This is a genomic window from Nocardia arizonensis (assembly GCF_001310275.1).
GTDB classification, from domain to species: domain Bacteria; phylum Actinomycetota; class Actinomycetes; order Mycobacteriales; family Mycobacteriaceae; genus Nocardia; species Nocardia arizonensis.
Genome location: NZ_LGYZ01000129.1, coordinates 159034 through 180381, shown reverse-complemented (window position 1 = coordinate 180381; position 21348 = coordinate 159034). Strand labels below are relative to the sequence as shown.

At 67.2% G+C, this 21348-nt stretch carries 21 protein-coding genes and 1 tRNA gene; 13 read left to right on the top strand and 9 right to left on the bottom strand.

The features are described from left to right. The first annotated feature begins 26 nt into the window (after positions 1–26). The 3 genes from APZ21_RS29685 to APZ21_RS29675 all read left to right on the top strand — a co-directional run bounded on the left by APZ21_RS29685 (position 27) and on the right by APZ21_RS29675 (position 1499). Positions 27–845, top strand: a complete 819-nt coding sequence (locus APZ21_RS29685; protein WP_054816566.1) for an alpha/beta fold hydrolase — start codon at positions 27–29, stop codon at positions 843–845. 212 nt (positions 846–1057) lie between these two features. Beyond that, on the top strand, positions 1058–1300 hold the full coding sequence (locus APZ21_RS29680) for an MbtH family protein (RefSeq protein ID WP_011207082.1): 243 nt from the start codon (positions 1058–1060) through the stop codon (positions 1298–1300). Positions 1301–1427: 127 nt separating this feature from the next. After that, positions 1428–1499, top strand: a tRNA-Thr gene (locus APZ21_RS29675). 539 nt (positions 1500–2038) lie between these two features. Here APZ21_RS29675 and APZ21_RS29670 read toward each other — a convergent pair. From APZ21_RS29670 to APZ21_RS29660, 3 genes are all read right to left on the bottom strand, one after another. Then, the gene (locus APZ21_RS29670; RefSeq protein ID WP_082393551.1) at positions 2039–3217 is read right to left on the bottom strand and encodes an XRE family transcriptional regulator; all 1179 of its coding nucleotides are present in this window, start codon (positions 3215–3217) and stop codon (positions 2039–2041) included. Next, positions 3132–3806: a hypothetical protein gene (locus tag APZ21_RS29665; protein ID WP_156371396.1), complete on the bottom strand. Its 675-nt coding sequence runs from the start codon at positions 3804–3806 to the stop codon at positions 3132–3134. The genes APZ21_RS29670 and APZ21_RS29665 overlap by 86 nt, the downstream gene beginning before the upstream one ends. Positions 3807–4139: 333 nt before the next feature. Beyond that, the gene (locus APZ21_RS29660) at positions 4140–4481 is read right to left on the bottom strand and encodes a hypothetical protein (protein ID WP_054816564.1); all 342 of its coding nucleotides are present in this window, start codon (positions 4479–4481) and stop codon (positions 4140–4142) included. A gap of 105 nt (positions 4482–4586) precedes the next feature. On the opposite strand from APZ21_RS29660, the gene APZ21_RS29655 reads away from it, so the two are divergent. Then, positions 4587–4769 carry a DUF6011 domain-containing protein gene (locus APZ21_RS29655; RefSeq protein ID WP_054816685.1) on the top strand — a complete coding sequence of 61 codons (183 nt, stop codon included), beginning with the start codon at positions 4587–4589 and terminating at the stop codon, positions 4767–4769. Between the two features lie 11 nt (positions 4770–4780). Here APZ21_RS29655 and APZ21_RS29650 read toward each other — a convergent pair whose 3' ends face one another. Next, positions 4781–6160, bottom strand: coding sequence for a hypothetical protein (locus tag APZ21_RS29650; RefSeq protein WP_054816563.1), 1380 nt, complete (start codon positions 6158–6160; stop codon positions 4781–4783). 234 nt (positions 6161–6394) lie between these two features. Between APZ21_RS29650 and APZ21_RS29645 the strand changes: the two genes are divergently transcribed. After that, the gene (locus APZ21_RS29645) at positions 6395–7303 is read left to right on the top strand and encodes a tetratricopeptide repeat protein (RefSeq protein ID WP_156371395.1); all 909 of its coding nucleotides are present in this window, start codon (positions 6395–6397) and stop codon (positions 7301–7303) included. Positions 7304–7350: 47 nt separating this feature from the next. On the opposite strand, the gene APZ21_RS29640 is transcribed toward APZ21_RS29645, so the two are convergent. Then, positions 7351–7776 (bottom strand): HIT family protein, encoded by a 426-nt coding sequence (locus tag APZ21_RS29640; RefSeq protein ID WP_054816561.1) that lies wholly within the window; start codon positions 7774–7776, stop codon positions 7351–7353. Between the two features lie 46 nt (positions 7777–7822). Further along, a complete protein-coding gene (locus APZ21_RS29635) occupies positions 7823–8200 on the bottom strand; it encodes a PH domain-containing protein (protein ID WP_054816560.1) in 378 nt (125 codons plus the stop codon). A 212-nt stretch (positions 8201–8412) separates the two neighbouring features. On the opposite strand from APZ21_RS29635, the gene purD reads away from it, so the two are divergent. Next, complete coding sequence (gene purD, locus APZ21_RS29630; protein WP_054816559.1) at positions 8413–9681, top strand: phosphoribosylamine--glycine ligase; 1269 nt, start codon at positions 8413–8415, stop codon at positions 9679–9681. A 6-nt stretch (positions 9682–9687) separates the two neighbouring features. On the opposite strand, the gene APZ21_RS29625 is transcribed toward purD, so the two are convergent. Further along, the gene (locus APZ21_RS29625) at positions 9688–10647 is read right to left on the bottom strand and encodes a M23 family metallopeptidase (protein ID WP_054816558.1); all 960 of its coding nucleotides are present in this window, start codon (positions 10645–10647) and stop codon (positions 9688–9690) included. 102 nt (positions 10648–10749) lie between these two features. Here APZ21_RS29625 and APZ21_RS29620 point away from each other — a divergent pair, with 102 nt between their 5' ends. The 5 genes from APZ21_RS29620 to APZ21_RS29600 all read left to right on the top strand — a co-directional run bounded on the left by APZ21_RS29620 (position 10750) and on the right by APZ21_RS29600 (position 15696). Further along, on the top strand, positions 10750–11919 hold the full coding sequence (locus APZ21_RS29620) for a pyridoxal phosphate-dependent aminotransferase (protein WP_204249177.1): 1170 nt from the start codon (positions 10750–10752) through the stop codon (positions 11917–11919). 130 nt (positions 11920–12049) lie between these two features. Next, positions 12050–12679, top strand: coding sequence for a TetR/AcrR family transcriptional regulator (locus APZ21_RS29615; RefSeq protein ID WP_054816556.1), 630 nt, complete (start codon positions 12050–12052; stop codon positions 12677–12679). A 7-nt stretch (positions 12680–12686) separates the two neighbouring features. After that, positions 12687–14108 (top strand): adenylosuccinate lyase, encoded by a 1422-nt coding sequence (purB, locus tag APZ21_RS29610; RefSeq protein ID WP_054816555.1) that lies wholly within the window; start codon positions 12687–12689, stop codon positions 14106–14108. 48 nt (positions 14109–14156) lie between these two features. Further along, a complete protein-coding gene (locus APZ21_RS29605) occupies positions 14157–14585 on the top strand; it encodes an HIT family protein (RefSeq protein ID WP_054816684.1) in 429 nt (142 codons plus the stop codon). A 151-nt stretch (positions 14586–14736) separates the two neighbouring features. After that, entirely contained in the window at positions 14737–15696 is a 960-nt protein-coding gene (locus APZ21_RS29600; protein ID WP_054816554.1) for an alpha/beta hydrolase, read from the top strand. Here APZ21_RS29600 and APZ21_RS29595 read toward each other — a convergent pair whose 3' ends face one another. Continuing rightward, entirely contained in the window at positions 15697–16743 is a 1047-nt protein-coding gene (locus APZ21_RS29595; protein WP_054816553.1) for a DUF2330 domain-containing protein, read from the bottom strand. It lies immediately after the preceding gene. A 70-nt stretch (positions 16744–16813) separates the two neighbouring features. Between APZ21_RS29595 and APZ21_RS29590 the strand changes: the two genes are divergently transcribed. Together APZ21_RS29590 and APZ21_RS29585 are read left to right on the top strand one after the other, a co-directional pair. Further along, positions 16814–18961: a S9 family peptidase gene (locus APZ21_RS29590; protein WP_054816683.1), complete on the top strand. Its 2148-nt coding sequence runs from the start codon at positions 16814–16816 to the stop codon at positions 18959–18961. An 83-nt stretch (positions 18962–19044) separates the two neighbouring features. Next, positions 19045–19746 (top strand): DUF2334 domain-containing protein, encoded by a 702-nt coding sequence (locus tag APZ21_RS29585; RefSeq protein ID WP_054816552.1) that lies wholly within the window; start codon positions 19045–19047, stop codon positions 19744–19746. Between the two features lie 130 nt (positions 19747–19876). On the opposite strand, the gene gad is transcribed toward APZ21_RS29585, so the two are convergent. After that, positions 19877–21274 carry a glutamate decarboxylase gene (gene gad, locus APZ21_RS29580; protein ID WP_054816551.1) on the bottom strand — a complete coding sequence of 466 codons (1398 nt, stop codon included), beginning with the start codon at positions 21272–21274 and terminating at the stop codon, positions 19877–19879. Positions 21275–21348 lie beyond the last annotated feature (74 nt).

The window sequence follows — 21348 nt, the reverse complement described above, 5'->3', positions numbered from 1 at the left end:
GTATCGACTCCACGAAAGGGGCGACAATGCCGCTCGCCACGGTGAACGGAATATCCCTCAACTACCAGGTCAAGGGTGACCGGGCCAAGGGCGCGGCGCCGCTGGTCGTCATGATCATGGGGACCGGGAGTCCGGGTCGGGTCTGGGAACTGCACCAGGTGCCCGCCCTCGTCGCCGCAGGCTATCGGGTGTGCACCTTCGACAACCGGGGTATCGCGCCCTCGTTCGAGGCGGCCTCCGGTATGGCCATCGAGGATCTCGTCGCCGACACCGCCGGACTGATCGAACTACTCGACGAGGGGCCCGCCCTTCTCGTCGGCACCTCGATGGGTGCGCGAGTGGCGCAGGAACTGGCGTTGGCGCGGCCGGATCTGGTGCGCAAGGCGGTGTTCATGGCGGCGCACGGGCGTCTTGACCAGTTCCAGAAGACCTTGTCGCTCGGTGAACACGAGCTCGATGCCGGCGGGGTGAAACTGCCGCCCCGCTACGAGGCCGCGGTAACCGCCGTCATGAACCTCTCGCCCGCCACGATGGCCCAGCCCGCCGCCGCGCGGGACTGGCTGGACCTGTTCGAATTCACCGGCGGCCCGGTCACGCCGGGTATCCGCGCCCAGCGGCGGATGGATCACGACTTCGACCGGGTGCAGGCATATCGCGGCATCACCGTCCCGTGTCTGGCCATCGGATTCGCCGATGACAGAATGATCCCGCCGTACCTGTCGCGGGAGGTCGCCGAGGTCATCCCCGGAGCCCGCTATCAGGAGATTCCCGATACCGGACATTTCGGTTACCTGGAGAAGCCCGAAGAGGTCAACAAGATCCTCCTCGAATTCTTCGCCGCCTGACACGGCACCGACCGGCACCGACCATCGCCCCGATCGGGCATGGGCGAAGCCCGTCCGAGGTAACCGCCTACGCGTAACGTCTCCCTTGCTAGGGTCGACACAACGCTCGGGAATCATCCGGCGCACGGTTCGTGCTTCAAGCACGCCCCCCGCGCCGGACGGGCCCATAGAGCCGATCCCGTATACCGCGCCAGTATCCCAGTGAGGTGAAATTGAGCACCAACCCCTTCGATGATGAAGACGGCCGCTTCTTCGTCTTGGTCAACGACGAGGAACAGCACTCCCTGTGGCCTGCCTTCGCTGAAGTTCCTGCCGGATGGCGAGTCGTTTTCGGTGAGGACAGCCGCGCTGCCTGCGTCGAGTACGTCGAGAAGAACTGGACCGATATGCGTCCGAAGAGCCTGCGCGACGCGATGGCCGCCGACGACGCTGCCCGTCAGGGCGCCCAGTCCTGATCCCCGGCATCTGATACTGCGCCGGGAACACCGCCCGAGCGCCGTCGTCGTGACACCCGAAACCGAGTGTCACGACGACGGCGTATCCCGCTATGATGTGCAACCGGTCGCGGAAACCCCGCCACCCGCCTCCTTAGCTCAGTGGTAGAGCACTCGCCTTGTAAGCGAAAGGTCGTCAGTTCAATCCTGACAGGGGGCTCCGTTTGGTCCTGTGGGCTCGGTGGTAGAGGCCGTGTCGTTGTTGTAAGCGAAAGGTCGTCAGTTCAATCCTGACAGGGGGCTCATTCAGGTCCTGACCAGCAGAAACAGGTCAGGACCTTTGTCGTTACAGAATCGCACAATGCTCGGACAACGCTAAACTTTGATACCGTCGTTGGATGACCGCATCGCGTAACCGGCAGCAGCGGAGCCTCGACGCGGGCGAGTTCGAGCCGGAGATCCGGTCGTTCACAAACTGTTCAAACTGTGGATGACGTGGCTTCGAGACTAGACCGGCTGAAGACACGAAGAAGCCCCGGCCGAAATCTCGGCCGGGGCTTTGGTGCTGGGTTGGGTCTATTCGGCGGGCGGGACGTAGGCGTATGTTCGGCCGAACGCGAGAAGCGAGGACACCTGTAGTGCGGATATCGGCAACCGGCCCTAGCACGATCGGCGCAGTCTTCCCAGGTATGTCGGAGGATCGACACCCAGGTCATACCGATCGTTTCTAGACCAGCCTCGGAAGGTTGGCACTCTCCGCTAGACCGCATGTAGGCGGTAGTGGCCATTGAGGTTGCCGGTGGCCGTGTCGCTGGTGACCTCGGTTTCTTGAGCGGTTCGCAGTTCGGCGCCGAAGGTCAGGGCATGCACATCGCTGACCGGGAGATCCAGCTCGTCGGCGACTACCCGGGCGCTGACCCTGGAACCCGATCGGCTGAATATCTGCGGGAACACCCGAGACATCTCATAATTCGGCATCCCGCCGGGCTCGGATGACCGGAATCCACGGGTGGACAACTCGATACAGATCTGACGGTAATTCCAGTCACTGATCCAGCCGGTTTTGTGCGCTGCCATCGCCAGTGCCATCGCTGACACCTTGAACTGGGTCCGCACGGTCAAGATGTCCGCGACCGATGGGGTCGGCGACAGATATTCAACGATGCTGGCCGCCGGTACAAGGAACTCCGAGGCGAACGAGTCAGCCTCTCGCTCGGTGGCGGCCGTGTCGCACGGCTCGCCGTCGTGCAGGACGAGGTGGCCGATCTCGTGGGCCAGGTCGAACCTTATCCGTTCGGGGGATTTGCGGCGCGCCAGGAACACGTACGGGATTCCGGACCGCCACATCGAGTACGCATCGACAGCGTCGGCGAACGGCGGCAGGCTGTAGACGCGGATGCCGCGAGATTCGCATAGTTGCACGAGGTTGGGTAGCGGCTTGGTTCCCAGGCCCCAGACGCCGCGCAGCAACTGCGCGGCCGTCTGTGGGCCATTGCCAGCCAGCGGGGGCACCGCCATCTCGGGGAGAACGAACCGTGTGGAGATCCAGCGGTCGATCTCCACACCTGATACCCCGGCCGCCACCGCGGCGTAGCGTTCCCGGGCGCTGGCCCGCCGGGCAGCACGGAAACGAACTTCGCTCGAGTCGAACATTGGCGCATCGCCGCGTTCGAAGTATCCGGCTGGGAAGTCCAAAGCTCCGGCGAGCGCCGTGGCGACATTCCGCGGCGCTTCGCCTGCCTCGTACCGGGTGATTGTGCGGGGCATGACCGACAGCTGGCGCGCTAGTTCCGCTTTGGTCATTCCCCGCCGCGTCCGTGCGATCCGGATCCTGTCTGGATCCAGGTACGCTTCAGCCGACTTCGACGACCTTGAAGTTGACGTCTTGTCCACCGATGTCCCGCGGCCTCGCGCTGTCACTGTCCGGCCTCCATTCATCGAGGATCACTCGCACATTCCAACCTGTGAACTGGCCGTTGTCGAACCCGAGCGGCAGTGATATTTCCATACGCACGGCGTTGGTGTCTCGGTGGTACACGAGGAACCATGGTCCCTGTGGTGGCTGCTTGCGTACGTCGCGCTCGTCGGGCCGGGTGCTGCCGCGAAGTGCTTGGACCGTGATCAGTGGCACTGTATCGTTTACAGCCTCTTCGGTGGCTTTGCCTCGGCGACGTGCCGCAGCCGGGCCGCTCGGATGGTCGATGATGCCTGTGATCTCGTTGCCGCCAACAACCGACAGCGTGTAGCTGCCATCCCTTCGCTGGGAGATAGGACGATTTTTCGGATCGTCTCCGACCCACAGCTTCGTCACAGCCAGTCGTTCACGCATCGTGCCGACGACATAGATCCACCGTATGAGCCCCGCGGCCGTGACCGGGTGATGTGTGGACATACTGCCAGCCCAGACATCGCCCGCCTGGATGGCGGCGGTGACGTCCGCGACGGCGATGCCCATGTGGCTCAGATACGCAGGGGCGTCTGGAGGTTCGATCACGATCGGGTGGTGAAACGGCATCGGCTGGTTCATGCTGGTGATACCTCCATCGCGCCTCAATTTTCTGTTGAAAACCGGTCAATGACCAGGTCGCAGCGAGATTAGCATGTGCATCTCGGCCCTCGTGAGCCGTTAAGGCTCTTGACGAGTCATGGACGGAGGAATGGGAATGGGCTGGAACCAGCTCTGAGCAGCCCATTGAACAACGCTGAACTATTGATTCCGCGCTTGTGAGCTTGCAGGGTATATCGTCGTCGGCACAGCGCCATGCGGATCGACCCTGTAAGCGAAAGGTCGTCAGTTCAATCCTGACAGGGGGCTCCGTTTGATCCAGTGGGCTCAACGAAGGTCCGCGTGTCTGAACTTCTACTGGTCGGAGTTCCCTTCGGCCAGTGAATCCCCGATCTCGATTGTCCGAGCACGGTACTGGTCCTGGTCGAGGAGTTCCACCGCGAATCCTGGAGTGTGTTCGCCGTCGAGGTGGCGCTGCGCCATCTCGAAGTGCTGGGCTACATAGTTCGGATCTTGCATGCGGCGGTCGACCTCATCGGCGAGCGCGCGAATGGCGTCTTGTCGGTCGGCGCCGGTCACGAACCAGCCCTCGCCCGGGTAGTAGGCGCGGATCGTGCCGTCGGCCTGGTCGATGAACCGGGGCTTTTGGGTGACGTGAACAACCGGGTCAGGGTCGGGCAGCGGGGCCGGGTGCATAGAAGGTCTCCCTCGAACCGTCGTCGTGGATCGCGTAGTAGATCCCGATCTGTCGGTACCTCGTGCGACACTCCAATGGTCAACGACTGGCCAGAGGAGAACGAGATGGCCGCCTTCGACGATCGGCCCACGGTGAGACTGGTCGCGCATTGCCGCCGGTGTCACGGTTGGCTGCTGTCTCCCCGATCGGTAGCCCGTGGGATCGGGCCCACCTGTGAGATTCGCGAGAGTGCCGAATTGCGGGCCGCGTCCGAGCGTGAACTGACCCTGTTCGAGATCGCCGCCTGAAAGTCGTCTCGTCACATACCTGGTGGCGGTGCGTCGAAGTGGGGGTGCTCGATGTGGGTGGTGGCGGGTCCGTCGGGGGTCGGCTGAGCGTGGCCGCCCACGGGAGAGGCGCCGTGGTGGTCGGTGAGGCCGACCGGATCGTGATGGGGGGCGCCGAAATCGGCGCCGGGAAGTCCGTCGGGTGTGGACGGCGTCGGGTGGTCGTGTGTGGTGACGAAGTCCATGCCCGGCAGGGGTGCGTTGTCGGCGGGTGCCGATTCGGTCGGGTCGCCCGTGTGTCGGGAACTCGGATCGGGGGGTTGGAAGGGTGGGGCGACGATCCCGTCCGGTGTCGTGGGTGATCCCGGGACGGGGTCGGGGTCGATGCCGAATTGGCGCAGGTCGGTGCCCGCGTCGCCGGTCGCGGGCGGAGTGGCCTGCACGGCCTGTGTGCCCGCGGATTGTCCGTGCGGCGCGTTGCCGACCTGCGCGGTGGATGACGTTGTGCCCGTATTGGTTTCGCTCATTATCGGGATCGGGTGGGGAGATTGCGCGGTCGACGGCGACACGGTGTGCGATTGATCGGAGATGGCGTGCCCGGCGCCGTGCGAATTGACCGTCGGGTGCTGTGCCGCGGTGCCGCCCTGGTCGTGATGCTCCTTTCCCGGGGTGTCCGGCGATTGCTTGTCGAAGTCGCGAAGCGGCGCGCCGAAATCGGTACCGGGTAATGTCTGGTGAGCGTGGGTGATCGGCGTCTTGCCCGTGTCGGGGGTCTTGTCGGAGGCGGGGGCCTTGTCGAATCCGCTCATTTCCATACCTTTTCGAATGGTGTTGTCGCTGTGGTGTTCGTGGCCGCCCGGTGCGGGCCGTGATGGCGGCGATGCGTCATCGGGTGTCTGCCCGCCCGCGTCGGTGAGACGGTGGTGGTCGACGGGGACGTCACGGTCGGGGTGGTCACGGACAGGAACCCGCGCCTGACCGATATGCGCCCAATCGGCTTGCGCGTCTCTGACACCCGCGAGACCCCAGTCCCGCTGGTCGGGACCGCCGGGGCTGACGGAGCCGTTGCCGAGTCGGGCGAGCAGGCCGATACCCGCGATCTTGCTCGCCTCCGCGGCCAAGACCAGTAGCCGCATCGCGATCGGGTTGCCGCCGTTGAGCACATCCTGATAGGCGTACAGGTAGTGCTCCGCGGTGGCGAGTTCGTTGTCGACCCGGCCGTCCGGCAGGTGTTCGCGATGGTCGCGGGCCAATCCCCACGCCATGGTCGCCCGTTCACCCGCGTCGTGACCCCGCGCCTCGGCGCGAAAGTAACTCACCCAGTGGCTCACGCGCATCGAATCCAGTGAGCCGGCGGGCAGAATCCAGCTATCGAACAGTCCGGGCGGCACCGCGCTCGGCCTTTCCCGCATCCGACATGCTTCGTCCTCCCTCGAACAGCGTGTCGATTCCCCTCGCCACGACATCGGCCGCGCTGCGTGCGCCGTTACCCCGCGCGACGCGATCCGGTCGGCCTGTTCTTCCATGCAAAATCTTTGCGGTGCAGGGGATATCGGCTCCGCCTCGGTTCGGCGCGTCTGTGTAACGCGTGCGTGGCGGACGCCGAACAAGGCTACGAGTTCGACAGCCGGAACCGGGGAGGAATCATGGCTGATCCGCGATACGAGCGGGCGAAGGCACTGCGGGGAGAAGGGCGCGTCGCGGAGGCGGAAGCGGTCCTACGGGCGTTGGCGGCCGAGCGGCCCGACGATGTCGCGGCGCTGTACGCGCTGGCGGTGTGTCGGATCGATCTGGGGCAGCGCGAACAGGCTCGTGCGACCTTGCTGCGGGTATTGCGCGCCTATCCGGGCCACTACGAGGCCGAATATCAGCTGGCTCGATTCGCGCAGGAGGACGGTGACCTGGTGAACGCGGCGGCGCACTATAGGAATGTGCTGGCCGCCGCGGATTACGCCGACGCGGAGGCGCGCTTGCGGCAGTGCGAGCGCGGTGCGGTGGTACTGCCGGTGCGGCAGCTGATCGAACAGTCCCATGTCGCCGACCCGGGTACTCCGAAATGGCGTCTGCGCCTGCTCGCACGCCATATTCTGCCGCTCGGCTCGATCGCGGTGCTGCCCTCGGTCTTCGTGGCGGTCAACCTCGCCGATGTCGTCGACTTCGACGGCGGGCTGCTCCTGGTGTACGTACTGATGCTCGCCGTCGCGGCGGCGGTGGTGAATCTGGCGCTCGCGCCGATCACGATCTACCTGCGCACACGTGCCTACACCGCGGTACTGTACGACCACGGTATGGACGTCAGCGCGGGTATCTTCCGGCGGTCCAAACAGTTCGTCTGGTACTACCAGATCACCGAACCGCCGACGTATGTGCGCACGTTGCGCGACTACCTGACCAACACCGCGTCGTTGGCGATCTCCTACAACAACACCGCGACGACCACGAGCCGGGTCGTGCTGCGCGGTATCGGCTCGCCGCGCCGCGTCGAGCAGGTCAGATCCTTCCTGCGCGGGCGTATTCCCGCGGAACGACTGCCGATCCGAGGTCCGTGGACCTGACCGTGCGCGCGTGCGACCGTCGGGCGGTCGCACGCGCCGCGTGCCGGTCAGGCGGGTACGTTGGCGCCGTGGCCGAGGTCGCGCAGGGCCTGCTTGATCTTGGAATGGGCCTCGTCGAGGGATTCGGGGGAGGGGCTTGGGTCGGCGCCGGAGATGTCGAAATCGCCCATGGTGAAGGCGGGAAAGACGTGGACGTGCAGGTGGGGGACCTCGAGTCCGGCGATGAGCAGGCCGGCGCGCGGGGCGTCGAAGGCCGCGCGCACGGCGCGGCCGATCTTCTGGGCCACGCCGGTGAGGCGGGTGAAGACCTCGGCGTCGAGGTCCTGCCATTGGTCGATTTCCGCGCGCGGCACGACCAGCGTGTGGCCCTGGGTCACGGGGGCGATGGTCAGGAAGGCGACGAATTCCTCGTCCTCCCAGACGAATCGACCAGGGAGGTCACCGGCGATGATCGCGCTGAAGACAGATGCCATACCCGCAGGCTACAACGTGCGCGTGACCGGATCCCGGCGCCGCGTCTCAAACCGCCACGTAGTGCGACAGGATGCCCTGCACCTCGTAGATGTCGACCTGACGGTTGAACCGCTTCTGCAACGGGGTGTCGGAGCCGGACAGCCAGATCATCAATTCGGCGTCCAGATCGAAGGTGCCTGCGGTCTCCACCGAGAAATGCGTGATCGACCGGTACGGAATGCTGTGGTAGCTGACCTTGCGCCCGGACAGCCCCTGCTTGTCCACCAGGATCAGCCGCCGGTTGGTGAACAGCATGGCGTCGCGGACCAGCAGATACGCCGCATACACCTGCTCACCGTTGCCGAGAAGTCTCACGTACTCCTGCTGGGCTTGCGCCGGGTCGATCCTGCCCGCATTGCCCATGAGTCCGTCGATCAGGCCCATCGCCGCACATCCTTCAGCCACTCGGAACCAATCGGTACGGGCCGAAACCCGCGTCGCTATCCATCATCCACGTTCCGGGGCGGTGAGGGGTGCATGGCGACAAGGCATTTCGCGCGGCGCTCGGCGCCGTTCGCGTAAACGTCGGTCGCCGGTCATTCGCTGGTAACGGGCTCCGGCTCGGCGGCGTAGGCCGTGCACTTAAGCTGAAGGCCGTGCGCGTACTCGTCATCGGCTCAGGAGCCCGTGAACATGCCATCGTCCTGGCCCTCCGCAAGGACCCGGCCGTCACCGCGGTGTTCGCGGCGCCGGGAAACGCCGGAATCGCCCAACATGCGCAGGTCCGCGCGGTGGAGGCGTCCTCGGGTGAGGCGGTCGCCGCACTGGCCGGTGAACTCGGCGCCGATCTGGTGGTGATCGGCCCCGAGGTGCCGCTGGTACTCGGCGTCGCGGACGCGGTCCGCGCGGCGGGCATCGCCTGCTTCGGCCCGTCGGCCGCGGCGGCGCGCATCGAGGGTTCCAAGGCGTTCGCCAAGAATGTGATGGCGGCGGCGGGGGTGCGCACTGCGCACAGCGAGGTCGTGGACAATCCGGCCGATCTCGACGCCGCGCTTGACCGTTTCGGCCCGACCTGGGTGGTCAAGGACGACGGTCTGGCCGCGGGTAAGGGCGTCGTGGTGACGGCCGACCGGTCCGCCGCCCGCGACCACGGCGCGGAATTGCTCGAACAGGGCCATCCGGTCCTGCTGGAATCCTTCCTGGACGGGCCGGAGGTGTCGCTGTTCTGCCTGGTCGACGGCGAGACGGTGGTACCGCTGCTGCCCGCGCAGGACCACAAGCGGGTCGGCGACGGCGACACCGGACCCAATACCGGCGGTATGGGCGCATACACTCCGCTGCCGTGGCTGCCGCAGGACACGGTGCGCGCCATCGTCGATGACGTGGTGCAGCCGGTCGCGACCGAGTTGGCGCGGCGCGGCAGCTCCTTCTCCGGACTGCTCTACGCGGGCCTGGCGATCGGCGCGGACGGTCCCGCGGTGGTCGAATTCAACTGTCGTTTCGGCGATCCCGAGACCCAGGCGGTGCTCGCCCTACTGGACAGCCCGCTGAGCGAACTGCTCAACGCCACCGCCACCGGCACCCTCGCCGAGGTCGAGCCGCCGCGGTGGCGTGACGGCGCGGCGGTCACGGTTGTGATAGCGGCCGAGAACTATCCGAGCCGCCCGCGCGTCGGCGATGTCATCACCGGCGCCGAGGACAGCGGCCGGAACGAGTCGAGCGCGGTGCTGCACGCGGGTACGCAGACCCGTGACGGCGCGTTGGTGTCGGCGGGCGGTCGCGTGCTCAGCGTGGTCGGTGTAGGCGCGGATCTGGCGCAGGCGCGCGAGAACGCCTACGCGCGCGTCGCGAGGATCAAGCTCGCGGGCAGCCACTACCGCACCGATATCGGCTTGGCCGCGGTGCAGTCGCGGATCAGCGTCTGATCCGCCTCACCCCAGGCCGAGGCCGCGCGCGGCCAGCCAGGCGGCCGGGTCGATGTGCTGACCGCTCTGGATGACCTCGAAATGCAGGTGCGGACCGGTCGAATCGCCCCGGTTGCCCATGCGCGCGATCTGCATGCCCGCGGGCACCCGTTCGCCGACCGAGACGAAGAAGTCGTACATATGGCCGTAGACGGTGATGGTGCCGTCGTCGTGGCGGATGCGCACCCAGAGTCCGAAGCCCTGTGCCGGTCCGGCGTCGATGACGGTGCCCGCCGCGACCGCGTAGATGGGCGTGCCGATGGGTCCGGCGATGTCGATGCCCGCGTGGAATGTGCCCCAGCGGGAACCGAAGCCGGAGGTGAAGGCGCCGCGCGCGGGCAGGACGAATCCGCCGACGCCCGGGGCGATCGAACCGGGCGACAGCGGCGTCGCGCCGGTGCCCATCCAATCCTGTCGTTCGCCCGCGACCGCCGCGGCGGCCTCGGCCCGCGCCCGTTCCAGTGTCGCGCGCGCGGCGGCCGCGACCACGGCCTGTTCCCGGATGCGTTCGCCATTGGCGATGGCATTGAGGTAGCGGCGCACCGAAGGCGGGGTGGACTGGAATTGCTGCGGATAGGCGAAAGCGACCCGCTGCGCCTCCCAGGTCTCGGGTGTCCGGTCGGTGACGCCCCAGGTGAACGGGCTGTCGGCGGCGGCGAAGACGGCGACGGCTAGCAGGCCGGTGAGCAGCACCCGATGCCGGTGGAGCAGCGCCCGGTAGTCGCGGTTCCTCGCGCGCTGCCAGAGTTCGCGGGGATCGGGGCGCGGCCGGTCGGCCAGTTCGCGTAGGCGGCGCGGTATTCCGGCGAGGTCGATCGGGGCGGGCCGCCCGAGGGTCGGTTCGGTATGCCGAGTACGTGGAATGACGCCGATGCCGCCCACTCCACGTACTCGTTCCAGCTTCACGCGCCGAACCTGTTCAAGCATTACGCAAACCCTAGCGGCGCCGGACGCGCGGGCAAACGTCGTGGGCCGGGCGTGGCGCGGCCGCCGACACGCCGCCGCGCCGGAGGAGCTACCGTCATCGGGGTGTCTGGAGAATCTCGCCGGTCGACCATTCCACCGTTCTACGTGATGGACGTGTGGAAGGCCGCCGCGCAGCGCGCCCGCACCCACGGCGATGTGCTCGTGCTGGCCGCCGGACAGCCGTCGACGCCGGCGCCCGAGCCGGTGCTGCGCGCGACCAAGGCCGCGATCGACGCCGAATTGCTCGGCTACACCGAGACTTTCGGCATCCTCGCGCTACGCGAGGCGATCGCGTCGCACCACCGCGACACCTACGGCTACGCGGTGGATCCCGAGGAGGTGGTGGTGACGACCGGATCGTCCGGCGCGTTCACCCTGCTCTTTCTGGCCGCCTTCGATCCGGGCGACACGGTGGTGGTGGCCCGGCCCGGCTATCCCGCCTACCGCAATACGCTGACCGCGCTCGGCTGCCGGGTGATCGAACTCGACTGCGGTCCGCAGACCCGGTTCCAGCCGACGGTGGCCATGTTGGAGGAATTGGCGCAGCCGCCCGCGGGACTGGTGGTGGCGAGTCCGGCGAACCCGACCGGTACCGTGATCGCCCCGGATGAGTTGGCGGCGTTGGCGAGCTGGTGCGAGGCGCACGGCACGCTGCTGATCTCCGACGAGATATACCACGGCATCACCTATGAGAGCACCGATTCCGACAATCGCACCTCTTCGGCATGGGAGACCTCGCGGGAGGCGGTGGTGATCGGGTCGGTGTCGAAGTACTTCTCGATGACCGGATGGCGACTGGGGTGGATGCTCGCACCGCGGCGCCTGCGCCCCGCGTTGCAGCGGCTGGCCTCGAATATGACGGTGTGTCCGCCCGCGATATCGCAATTCGCGGCGGTGCACGCTTTCGGCGCGGAGGCCAAAAACGAACTGGACGGACATGTTCGGCGATATGCGGCGAATCGGCGGCTACTCCTGGAGGGGTTGCCGAGACTCGGCATCACCGAGTTGGCCCCCGCCGACGGCGCCTTCTACGCCTATGCCCACATCGGCCATCTCACCGATGACTCGCGGGCCTGGTGTGCACAGGTCCTCGACCACACCGGCGTGGCGCTCGCACCCGGTATCGACTTCGACACCGCCGCCGGTCATCGGACGGTGCGCTTCTCATTTGCCGGCGCCACCGCCGAAATCGAGGAGGCACTGGTACGGTTGGGTCGCTACCTGAGTGCTTGAAGGTCAAGTCAGGCAACAAGTTTGCACACTTGCTCCCACGGACCGCGCAGATGGGGTAGAAAATCGTGTGGCTGGGTTTCCACACTCGATTTCGCACGGATGAACTGATGACGACTGGCACGATGGCACGGTGATAACCGCGACGACCCCGAAAGGCGAACGGCGTCGCCAGGCTCTGGTAGCGGCCGCCGCCGAGTTGTTACTCGAAGGCGGATTCGATGCGGTACGGCATCGTTCGGTCGCCACGCGAGCGGATTTGCCGCTCGCGTCCACCACTTACTATTTCGAATCACTGGAAGATCTGATCGCGCGCGCGGTCGAATTCAGCGGCAACGCCGAACTCGACGCGATGCGCCGCCGGGTCGGCGAGGTGAGCCACCGTCGCCGCGGCGCCGAGGCGACCGTCGACCTCGTCCTCGATCTGCTGATCGGATCGGACGAGGGCGCGCGCGGCCAGCTGATCGCCCGCTACGAACGGTCGGTGGCCTCCGCCCGCCATCCCGAGCTACGCGAGGTCCAGCTGCGCCTACGCGCCCAGCTGGACGAATTGCTGGCCGACGTGCTGCGACGTTCGGACCGCGTGGTGCGGCCGGAACAACTGCGCAGACTGGTCGCGGTGGTCGACGGCGCGGTGGTCGCGGCGTTGAGCGAGGTTGATCCGGCGCCGCGCCGGATGGCGCGCGGCGCGCTGCTCGAGGTGATCGATATCGTCGCTCCGGCGACGCCCCAGCAAGCCGACAGGTTCCGGGCACTAGACTGACGGACTCGTGAGCCTCGTCCCGAATGTCCTCGCCACCCGGTACGCCAGTCCGCAACTGGTCCACCTGTGGTCACCCGAACACAAGGTCGTGCTCGAGCGGCGGTTGTGGCTCGAGGTGCTGCGGGCGCAGTCCGAACTTGGCGTCGACATTCCCGAGGGCGTGGTCGCCGACTACGAGCGTGTCGTGGAACAGGTTGACCTGGCCTCGATCGCCGAACGCGAACGGGTCACCCGCCACGATGTGAAGGCGCGCATCGAGGAGTTCAACGCGCTCGCCGGGCACGAGCACGTGCACAAGGGCATGACCAGCCGCGACCTCACCGAGAACGTGGAGCAGTTGCAGATCCGGCTGTCGCTGGAACATGTGCACGCACACGGCGTCGCGGTCGCGGCTCGGCTCGCCGAACGCGCCGCCGAGTACCAGACCGTGGTGATGGCGGGCCGTTCGCACAATGTCGCGGCGCAGGCCACCACCCTCGGCAAGCGTTTCGCCTCGGCCGCCGACGAACTGCTCATCGCCCTGTCGCGGGTGCGCGACCTGATCGACCGCTACCCGCTGCGCGGCATCAAGGGCCCGATGGGCACCGCCCAGGACATGCTCGACCTGCTCGGCGGCGATCCGGCGAAACTGATGCGGCTGGAACAGCAGCTCGCCCGGCATCTGGGCTTCACGACCGTGCTGACCAGCGTCGGCCAGGTATATCCGCGTTCGCTGGACCACGACGTCGTCTCCGCGCTGGTACAGGTCGGCGCGGGGCCGTCCTCCCTCGCGCACACCATCCGGCTCATGGCGGGCCACGAACTGGTCACCGAGGGCTTCCAGCCCGGCCAGGTGGGAAGTTCGGCCATGCCGCACAAGATGAATACCCGCTCCTGCGAACGGGTCAACGGTTTGCAGGTGGTGCTGCGCGGCTACGCCTCGATGGCGGCCGAACTCGCGGGCGCGCAGTGGAACGAGGGCGACGTGTTCTGCTCGGTGGTGCGGCGGGTCGCGCTGCCGGACGCCTTCTTCGCGATCGACGGCATGATGGAGACCTTCCTGACCGTGCTGGCCGAATTCGGCGCCTATCCGGCCGTGATCTCCCGCGAGCTCGATCGTTACCTGCCGTTCCTGGCGACTACCCGCATGCTGATCGCCGCGGTGCGCGCCGGCGTCGGTCGGGAGACGGCGCACGAGGTCATCAAGGAGCACGCGGTAGCGGTCGCGCTGGCGATGCGCGAACAGGGCCGCGAACCCGATCTGCTCGACCGCCTGGCCCGCGACGACCGGTTCCTGCTCGATCGTGCCGGACTCGAGGCCGCGCTGGCCGACAGATCCGCGTTCATCGGCGCGGCCGAGGCGCAGACCGCCGAGGTGATCGCCGCGGTGGGCAAACTCGTCGAGCGGTATCCCCACGCCGCGCGCTACACGCCCTCGCCGATCCTCTGACCGCCGTCCGGGCCTTGTTCGGCCGGTCGCGCGGGTTAGGGTTCGGTGGTGAATCCGTACACGATCTTCTCCGATATCGTCGCCGGGCGCGCTCCCGCGTCCCGGGTGTACGAGGACGACGACGTGCTGGCGTTCATGGATATCCGGCCGATGACGCCCGGGCACCTGCTGGTGATCCCGAAGGTGGCCGCGCCCGATCTGGCCCGGCTCGATTCGGAGATCGGCGCGAAGCTGTTCAAGGTCGGGCAGATGCTGGCGCGCGCCCTGCGCGAGAGCGAGGTGGGCTGCGACGGGGTCAATCTCTTCCTCGCCGACGGCGTGATGGCCGGTCAAGAGGTCTTCCACGTGCATCTGCACGTGATCCCGCGCACCGCGGGCGACGGCTTCGGACTGCGGGGCCGCCCGCGGACTCCGCCGCGCGCCGACCTGGACTATCTGGCCGCGTCGATCCGCGGTGCGCTGGAACGCCTGGAGTGATCTCGAGCACCGCGCTGGATGAGCCGGATGTGCGGAAATACCATATATCAGGATGTTTGCTGTGGAAACGCCTGGATTTCGAATCTCGTCCGCGCTTTTGCCGTGTGAGCTAATTTTGAAGCGGTTGTCGTGCGGTGGTGGAGGTGGGGAAATGCGTCGAAGAACGATTGCTAGCATGTTGCTGTCGCTCGGAATCGGACTGGTCGGTCCGCTGATAGCCGCACCGACGCCGGCCTCCGCGGCGCGCATCGTCCGCGTCGACGAGCAGAGCCCGACCAGATCCTCCCTGTTCGTGGCATCCCCGGCCATGGGACGCACCATCCAGGTCGATGTCCTGCATCCCGCGGGCGGCGGGTCCCGGCCCTCGTACTACCTGCTCGACGGACTCGATCCAGGCGTCGGCCAGAGCACTTGGACCAATGCCACCGACGCCGAATCCTTCTTCCGCGACAAGAACCTGAACGTGGTGCTCCCGGTGGGCGGCCAGGCGGGCTACTACACCGACTGGCAGCACGACGATCCGCGATTCGGCCGCTACCAGTGGGAGACCTTCCTCACCACGGAACTGCCCCCGATCATCGACGACACCTTCGACGGCAACGGCGTCAACGCCATCGGCGGACTCTCGATGGGCGGCAACGCGGCCTTCATCCTCGCCGCGCGCAATCCGTGGCTCTACCGGGCGGTCGCGGGTTACAGCGCCTGCCCGGACACCGGACTCGCCACCGGCGCGGTGATGTTCTCCATCGCCAACCGCGGCGGCAATCCGCTGAACATGTGGGGTCCGCCGGGCAGCCCCGCCTGGGCCGAACACGATCCCTCGCTCATGGCGGATCGACTGCGCGGCAAGGCGATCTACCTTTCCACCGGAACCGGCGTGCCCGGCCCGCACGAGACAGAGATCAAACCGCAACTGGCCGAGAACATCGTCCTCGGCGGACCGGTCGAGGCGGGCGTCAACATCTGCACCCTATCCTTCGACCGCAGACTGCGCGCGATCGGCGTCGCGGCGCGAATCGACTACAGCGCCACCGGAACCCATTCCTGGTCCTATTGGCAGGACACGCTGCACGCCTCCTGGCCGACCATCGGACCCGCGATCGGCGCCTGATCAGGACGGTTTGCGCACCACGCGGACCACGGCGAACAGCACGACCACGGCCGCGAGACCCGCTGCCCCGAGAATCACCGTGCCCGCGGGGAATCCGAACAGTTCCACGTGGTCGACGAAGGTGATCCGCTTGCGGTAGGTCTCGTCGGTCGGCGCGGCGGCGAAGGTGAAATCGCTTGTGATGGCACCGGGTTGGTGGATACCGACGGTGATCTGGGTCAGGTAGTCGTGCCCGCCCGCGGCGAGTTCGCGCAACTGCGGATCCTCGGTGTCGCCGATGCGGCCCGCGAATTCCACGGCGTTGTACTGCTTGCCCGCATCGGCGTCGGAACGCTGGAATCGGTGCTCGCCCAACAAGTACAGCCGCACGGTCTGCGGGTCACGGGCCGCGCTCGACATCCGCATCGGGTAGACGAATCGGTCGGCGTCGAAGCTCAGCCGGATCGGATCGAGCGCGCCGCTGAGCGAGGCTCCGGCGCCGGTCAGCCGGACCGCGACGAAAAACCAGTTCTCGCGCAGATACGGATCCAATGACGCGACGACCGCGGGCCGCATCTCGTAACCGTTGGCGCTCAACCAGTTCCGCAATCCGTCCAGGGTGCCGCCGGACAGGGTGGTCGCCTCGATGGGGCCGAGCCGCACCTGGTCGAGCACGGTCGGGCCGCCGCCCGGCGCCGCCGCGCCCGACGCATCGCCGAAACCGTCGCCGGAGAACCAGCGTCGCTCGGTGACGAACTCCGGTGCGGTGAGCCGCGTCAGTTCGGTGAAGGTCCGCGCCGATCCCGCTGTGACCCGCGCGGGCGTCGGCGTCGGCACGATCAACGCCGCGCGGTCGCCGCCAGCCTGTAGTCCCAGGCGCATGAGGATGGTCTCGTGGCGACCGTCCCATCCGGCCAGCGCGACCTCGTCGCGCACGGTCGCGGAGTCGCCCGGACTGACCACGCCGCCGCAGGCGCAGGCCGATGCGGGTGCGAAGGCCCCGATACCGAGGGCGGACACCGACAGCGCGGCGGCTGCGGCGAGGCGAGCTGCGAGGTGGGTGCGCATTCGGTGAGCCTACTAACGGCGCGGGCCGCACGTCGGGGGAGCGGTGCGGCCGAACAGTAGGGTGGACCGCATGTCTGTCGAGAGTGTGGTGGCGGCGCCGATCGCCAAGACGGTGCCGACCGAGCGGGTGCATCACGGCGACGTCTTCGTCGACGAGTACGAGTGGCTGCGCGACAAGGAGAATCCCGAGGTCATCGCGTACCTCGAGGCGGAAAACGCCTACACCGAGGCGCGTACCGCCCACCTGGACGGACTGCGGAAGACGATTTTTGAAGAGATCAAGTCACGCACCCAGGAGACCGACCTGTCGGTGCCGACCCGAATGGGCGAGTTCTGGTACTACTCGCGCAGCTTCGAGGGCAAACAGTACGGCGTGCACTGCCGATGCCCGATCGACGCCGAGGCCGACGGCATCGACGCCTGGACGCCGCCGCGGCTAGAGGCCGACACCGAGGTCCCGGGTGAGCAGGTGCTGCTCGACAGCAACGTGCTCGCCGAAGGCCACGACTTCTTCGCTCTCGGCGCGTTCTCGGTCAGCCACGACGGCGCCCTGCTGGCCTATTCGGTCGACACCGTCGGCGACGAGCGCTACAACCTGCGCTTCAAGGATCTGCGCACCGGTGAGTCGCTTGGCGACGAGATCTCCGGCACCGCACCGGGGGCGACCTGGTCGCTGGACGGGACGCACGTCTTCTATCAGACCGTGGACGAGTCCTGGCGGCCCGACACCGTCTGGCGGCACCGCCTCGGCGCGGGCACCGATACCGACGTGCGGGTCTTCCACGAGCCCGACGAGCGGTACTGGGTCAGCATAGGGGCGACCCGGTCGGAGAAGTACCTGATGATCTGGGTCGGCTCCAAGATCACCACCGAGGGCTGGGTGCTCGAGTCCGACGATCCCGAGGGCGAGTTCCGGGTCATCCTCCCGCGTCGCGAGGGCGTCGAATACTCGGCCGAGCACGCGGTGGTCGCGGGCGAGGACCGGTTCCTGATCCTGCACAACGACGTGGTGGACGGGGTCAAGGCGCAGAATTTCGTGCTCGTCGAGGCGCCGGTCGCCGATCCGACGAATACGACGCTGCTGATCGGGCACCGCGACGACGTCCGGCTCGAAGACGTCGATCCGTTTGCCGATCACCTGGTGCTCAGCTATCGGCGCGACGCGCTGACCAGGGTCGCGGTGTGGCCGCTGACGGCCGAGGGCTACGGCCGACTGCGCGAGTTGGAGTTCGACCTCGAACTGTTCGCGGTCGGCGCCGGTTCGAATCCCGAGTGGGAACAGCCAACTCTTCGCATCGGTCTCACCTCCTTCATCACCCCGATGCAGGTGTTCGACTACGTGCCCGCTACCGGTGCGCTGCTGCTGCGCAAGGAACAGCCGGTGCTCGGCGGCTACGACCCGAACGACTACGAGCAGCATCGCGATTGGGCCGTGGCCGAGGACGGCACCCGGATCCCGATCTCGCTGGTGTGGAAGAAGCAGGCGCGGGCCGAGGAGCCGCGACCCCTGCTGCTGTACGGATACGGCTCCTACGAGGCCAGTATGGATCCGTCCTTCTCGGTGGCGCGGCTGTCGCTGCTCGATCGCGGCGCGACCTTCGCGGTGGCGCACGTGCGCGGCGGTGGCGAGATGGGCCGACTCTGGTACGAGGACGGCAAGACCCTCAGCAAGAAGAACACATTCACCGATTTCGTGGCCTGCGCGCGGCATCTGATCGACACCGGACGCACCGCGGCGGACCGAATGGTGGCCGACGGCGGCTCCGCGGGCGGGTTGCTGATGGGCGCGGTCGCCAATCTCGCCCCCGAACTGTTCGCGGGGATTCTGGCCAATGTGCCGTTCGTCGACCCGCTGACCTCGATACTCGACCCGTCGTTGCCGCTCACCGTCATCGAATGGGACGAGTGGGGAAATCCGCTGGCGGACAAGGACGTCTACGACTACATGAAGTCCTACGCGCCGTACGAGAACGTCGAGGCCAAGGACTATCCGGCGATCCTGGCGATCACCAGCCTCAACGACACCCGCGTGCTCTACGTCGAACCCGCCAAGTGGGTCGCCCGGCTACGCGCCACCAAGACCGGCGATTCCCCGCTGCTGCTCAAGACGGAGATGAGCGCGGGGCACGGCGGGGTCAGCGGACGTTACGAGAAGTGGAAGGAAGTGGCGTTCGAGTACGCCTGGGTGCTCGACATCCTCGGGCTCGCCGGAAATTAGCGATCATTGCCTGTGACGGGGAGTTCGTCGCCCGGTCACGTCGGCTGCACGTGCCCGTCATGTGGGCCTGACACCGTATCGATATGAACGCCGAACTGATCGTGTCGGTCTCGGGGATCCGGGACACCACCCGCGACGCCGCGATCGAATTCGCCGCGGAGATGGATCGTCGCGACGTCCGGCTCTCATTGCTGGTGGCGCCCCGGTTGAAGGGGAAGTACCGGCTGGTCGAGGATCCGGCGACGCAGTCCTGGCTGCGCGGGCGCAGAGCGGCGGGTGACGCCATCGTGCTGCACGGTTACGACCAGGCGGCCACCAAACGCCGCAGGGCCGAATTCGCGGCGCTGCCACGGCACGAGGCGAAGCTGCGGCTGACCGCGGCCGATCGGGTTATGGAACAGGTCGAGCTGCGGACCAGGCTTTTCGCCGCGCCGCGCTGGGACATCTCCACGGGCGCGCTCGAGGTGCTGCCCGAGGTCGGGTTCCGGTTGGCGCTGGGGCTGACCTCGATCATCGATCTGGAACGCAATATCGCCCAGCGGGCCCGGGTCTACGGGATCGGTGAGGGATTCCGTGCCGAACCGTGGTGGTGCCGCGCCCTGGTGATGGGCGCGGCCCGCACCGCGCGCCGCGGCGGCGTGCTGCGGCTGGCGATCTCGGCCGCCCAGTTGCAGCGTTCCGGTCCGCGTCAGGCCGTGATCGACGCGGTCGATCTGGCCCTGTACCACGGCGCCGTCAGCGAGGTCTACCGCTGGGAGCCGTTCGTCGCCGCGCGGGCGGCGTAACACAGACGCCGCCATGTGCGGTGTGGTCGGGGACGTGGCGGGTGGATTCGGTCGGGACCACCACGCAGACGCCCGATCGGCGTCGCCGCCCGGTATATGGCGTGTGCGGGCGGCGACGCGCGGCGTCGGATCAGCCGCGGACGGGCGCCACCGGGCGGGTGGGCACGACCGCGGTCGCGGAGTGGGTGAATCCGCCCGCTTCCGCGAGCGAGAGCCCGAGCGGATGTTTGCGCAGCAGCGTCAGGCAGCGGTCGAAGTCGGCCAGCAGGAGGTCGACCATGTCGTGGGTGAAGCCGTGCCGGATCACCGCGCGCATGATCGTCTCGTCACCGCGATCGGGCGGTAGCGGATAGGCCGCGATGAGCCAGCCTCGGCCGCGCAGCCGGTCCGACAGGTCGTAGAGGTTGAAATCCTGTCCCTCGCGCAGCCGCCACGACACCGCGGTGATGCCGTGCCGCGGGTCACCGTCGTGGATCATCTCGAACAACCCGGATTGGTTCAGTCCTTGGGCCAAATGCTGTGCGACGCGGTAGATCTCGCTCTGCACCCGGGTGTAACCGCGGCGGCCGAGGCGGATGAAGTCGTAGTACTGGGTGATGGCCTGACCGCCCGGACGGGAGAAGTTGAGGTTGAAGGTGGCCATGGAGCCGCCGAGATAGGAGACCTCGAAGACGAGTTCCTCGGGCAGGTCCGCGCGTTCGCGCCAGATCGCCCACCCCGCGCCGAGCGGCGCGAGTCCGGTCTTGTGGCCCGAGGCGTTGATGGACTTCACGCGGGGCAGGCGGAAATCCCACACCAGGTCGGGTGCGCAGAACGGGGCGAGGAATCCGCCGCTGGCGGCGTCGACGTGGATGGGGATGTCGAGTCCGGTGGCGGTTTGCAGGTCGTCGAGCGCCTTGCTGATGCCCGCCACGTCCTCGAACAGGCCGGTGTAGGTCTGGCCGAAGGTCGGCACGACCATGATGGTGTTCTCGTCGCAGTAGGCCGCGACATCCTCGGGATGCATGGTGAGCCGGTCGCCGCGCAGCGGAATTCGGCGCATCTCCACGTCGAAGTAGCGGCCGAATTTCTCCCAGCACACCTGGACCGGTCCGCACACGAAATTCGGCGTGCCGGTGCCGCCGCGTTCGCGCCAGCGGAATTTCGCGGCGAGTCCGCCGAGCATGGCCGCCTCGCTCGACCCGGTGGTCGAGGTGCCTGTGTGCGCGGCCGGATCGGGGGCGTGCCACAGGTCGGCGACCATGCCGACGCAGCGCTGCTCCAGTTCCGCGGTCTGCGGGTATTCGTCCTTGTCGACGATGTTCTTGTCCATGGATTCGGCCATGAGCCTGCGCGCGTAGTCGTCGGCCCAGGTAGTGCAGAAGGTCGCGAGGTTCATCCGCGACACCCCGTCGAGCAGCAGTTCGTCGTGCACGATCTCGTAGGCGACATGCGGGAACATCTCGCGGTCCGGGAAGCCGCCCTTGGGTGCGCCGCCGCGTAGCCCGGCCATGGCGAACAGGTCGTCGAGTTCGATGTCTTCGGGCATGTCGCCTCCAGCGCGTGTCCGCAGCAAATAGTTGCCGATTTCCTGTATCTAAGCATTACTTGGGTCGAATTTAG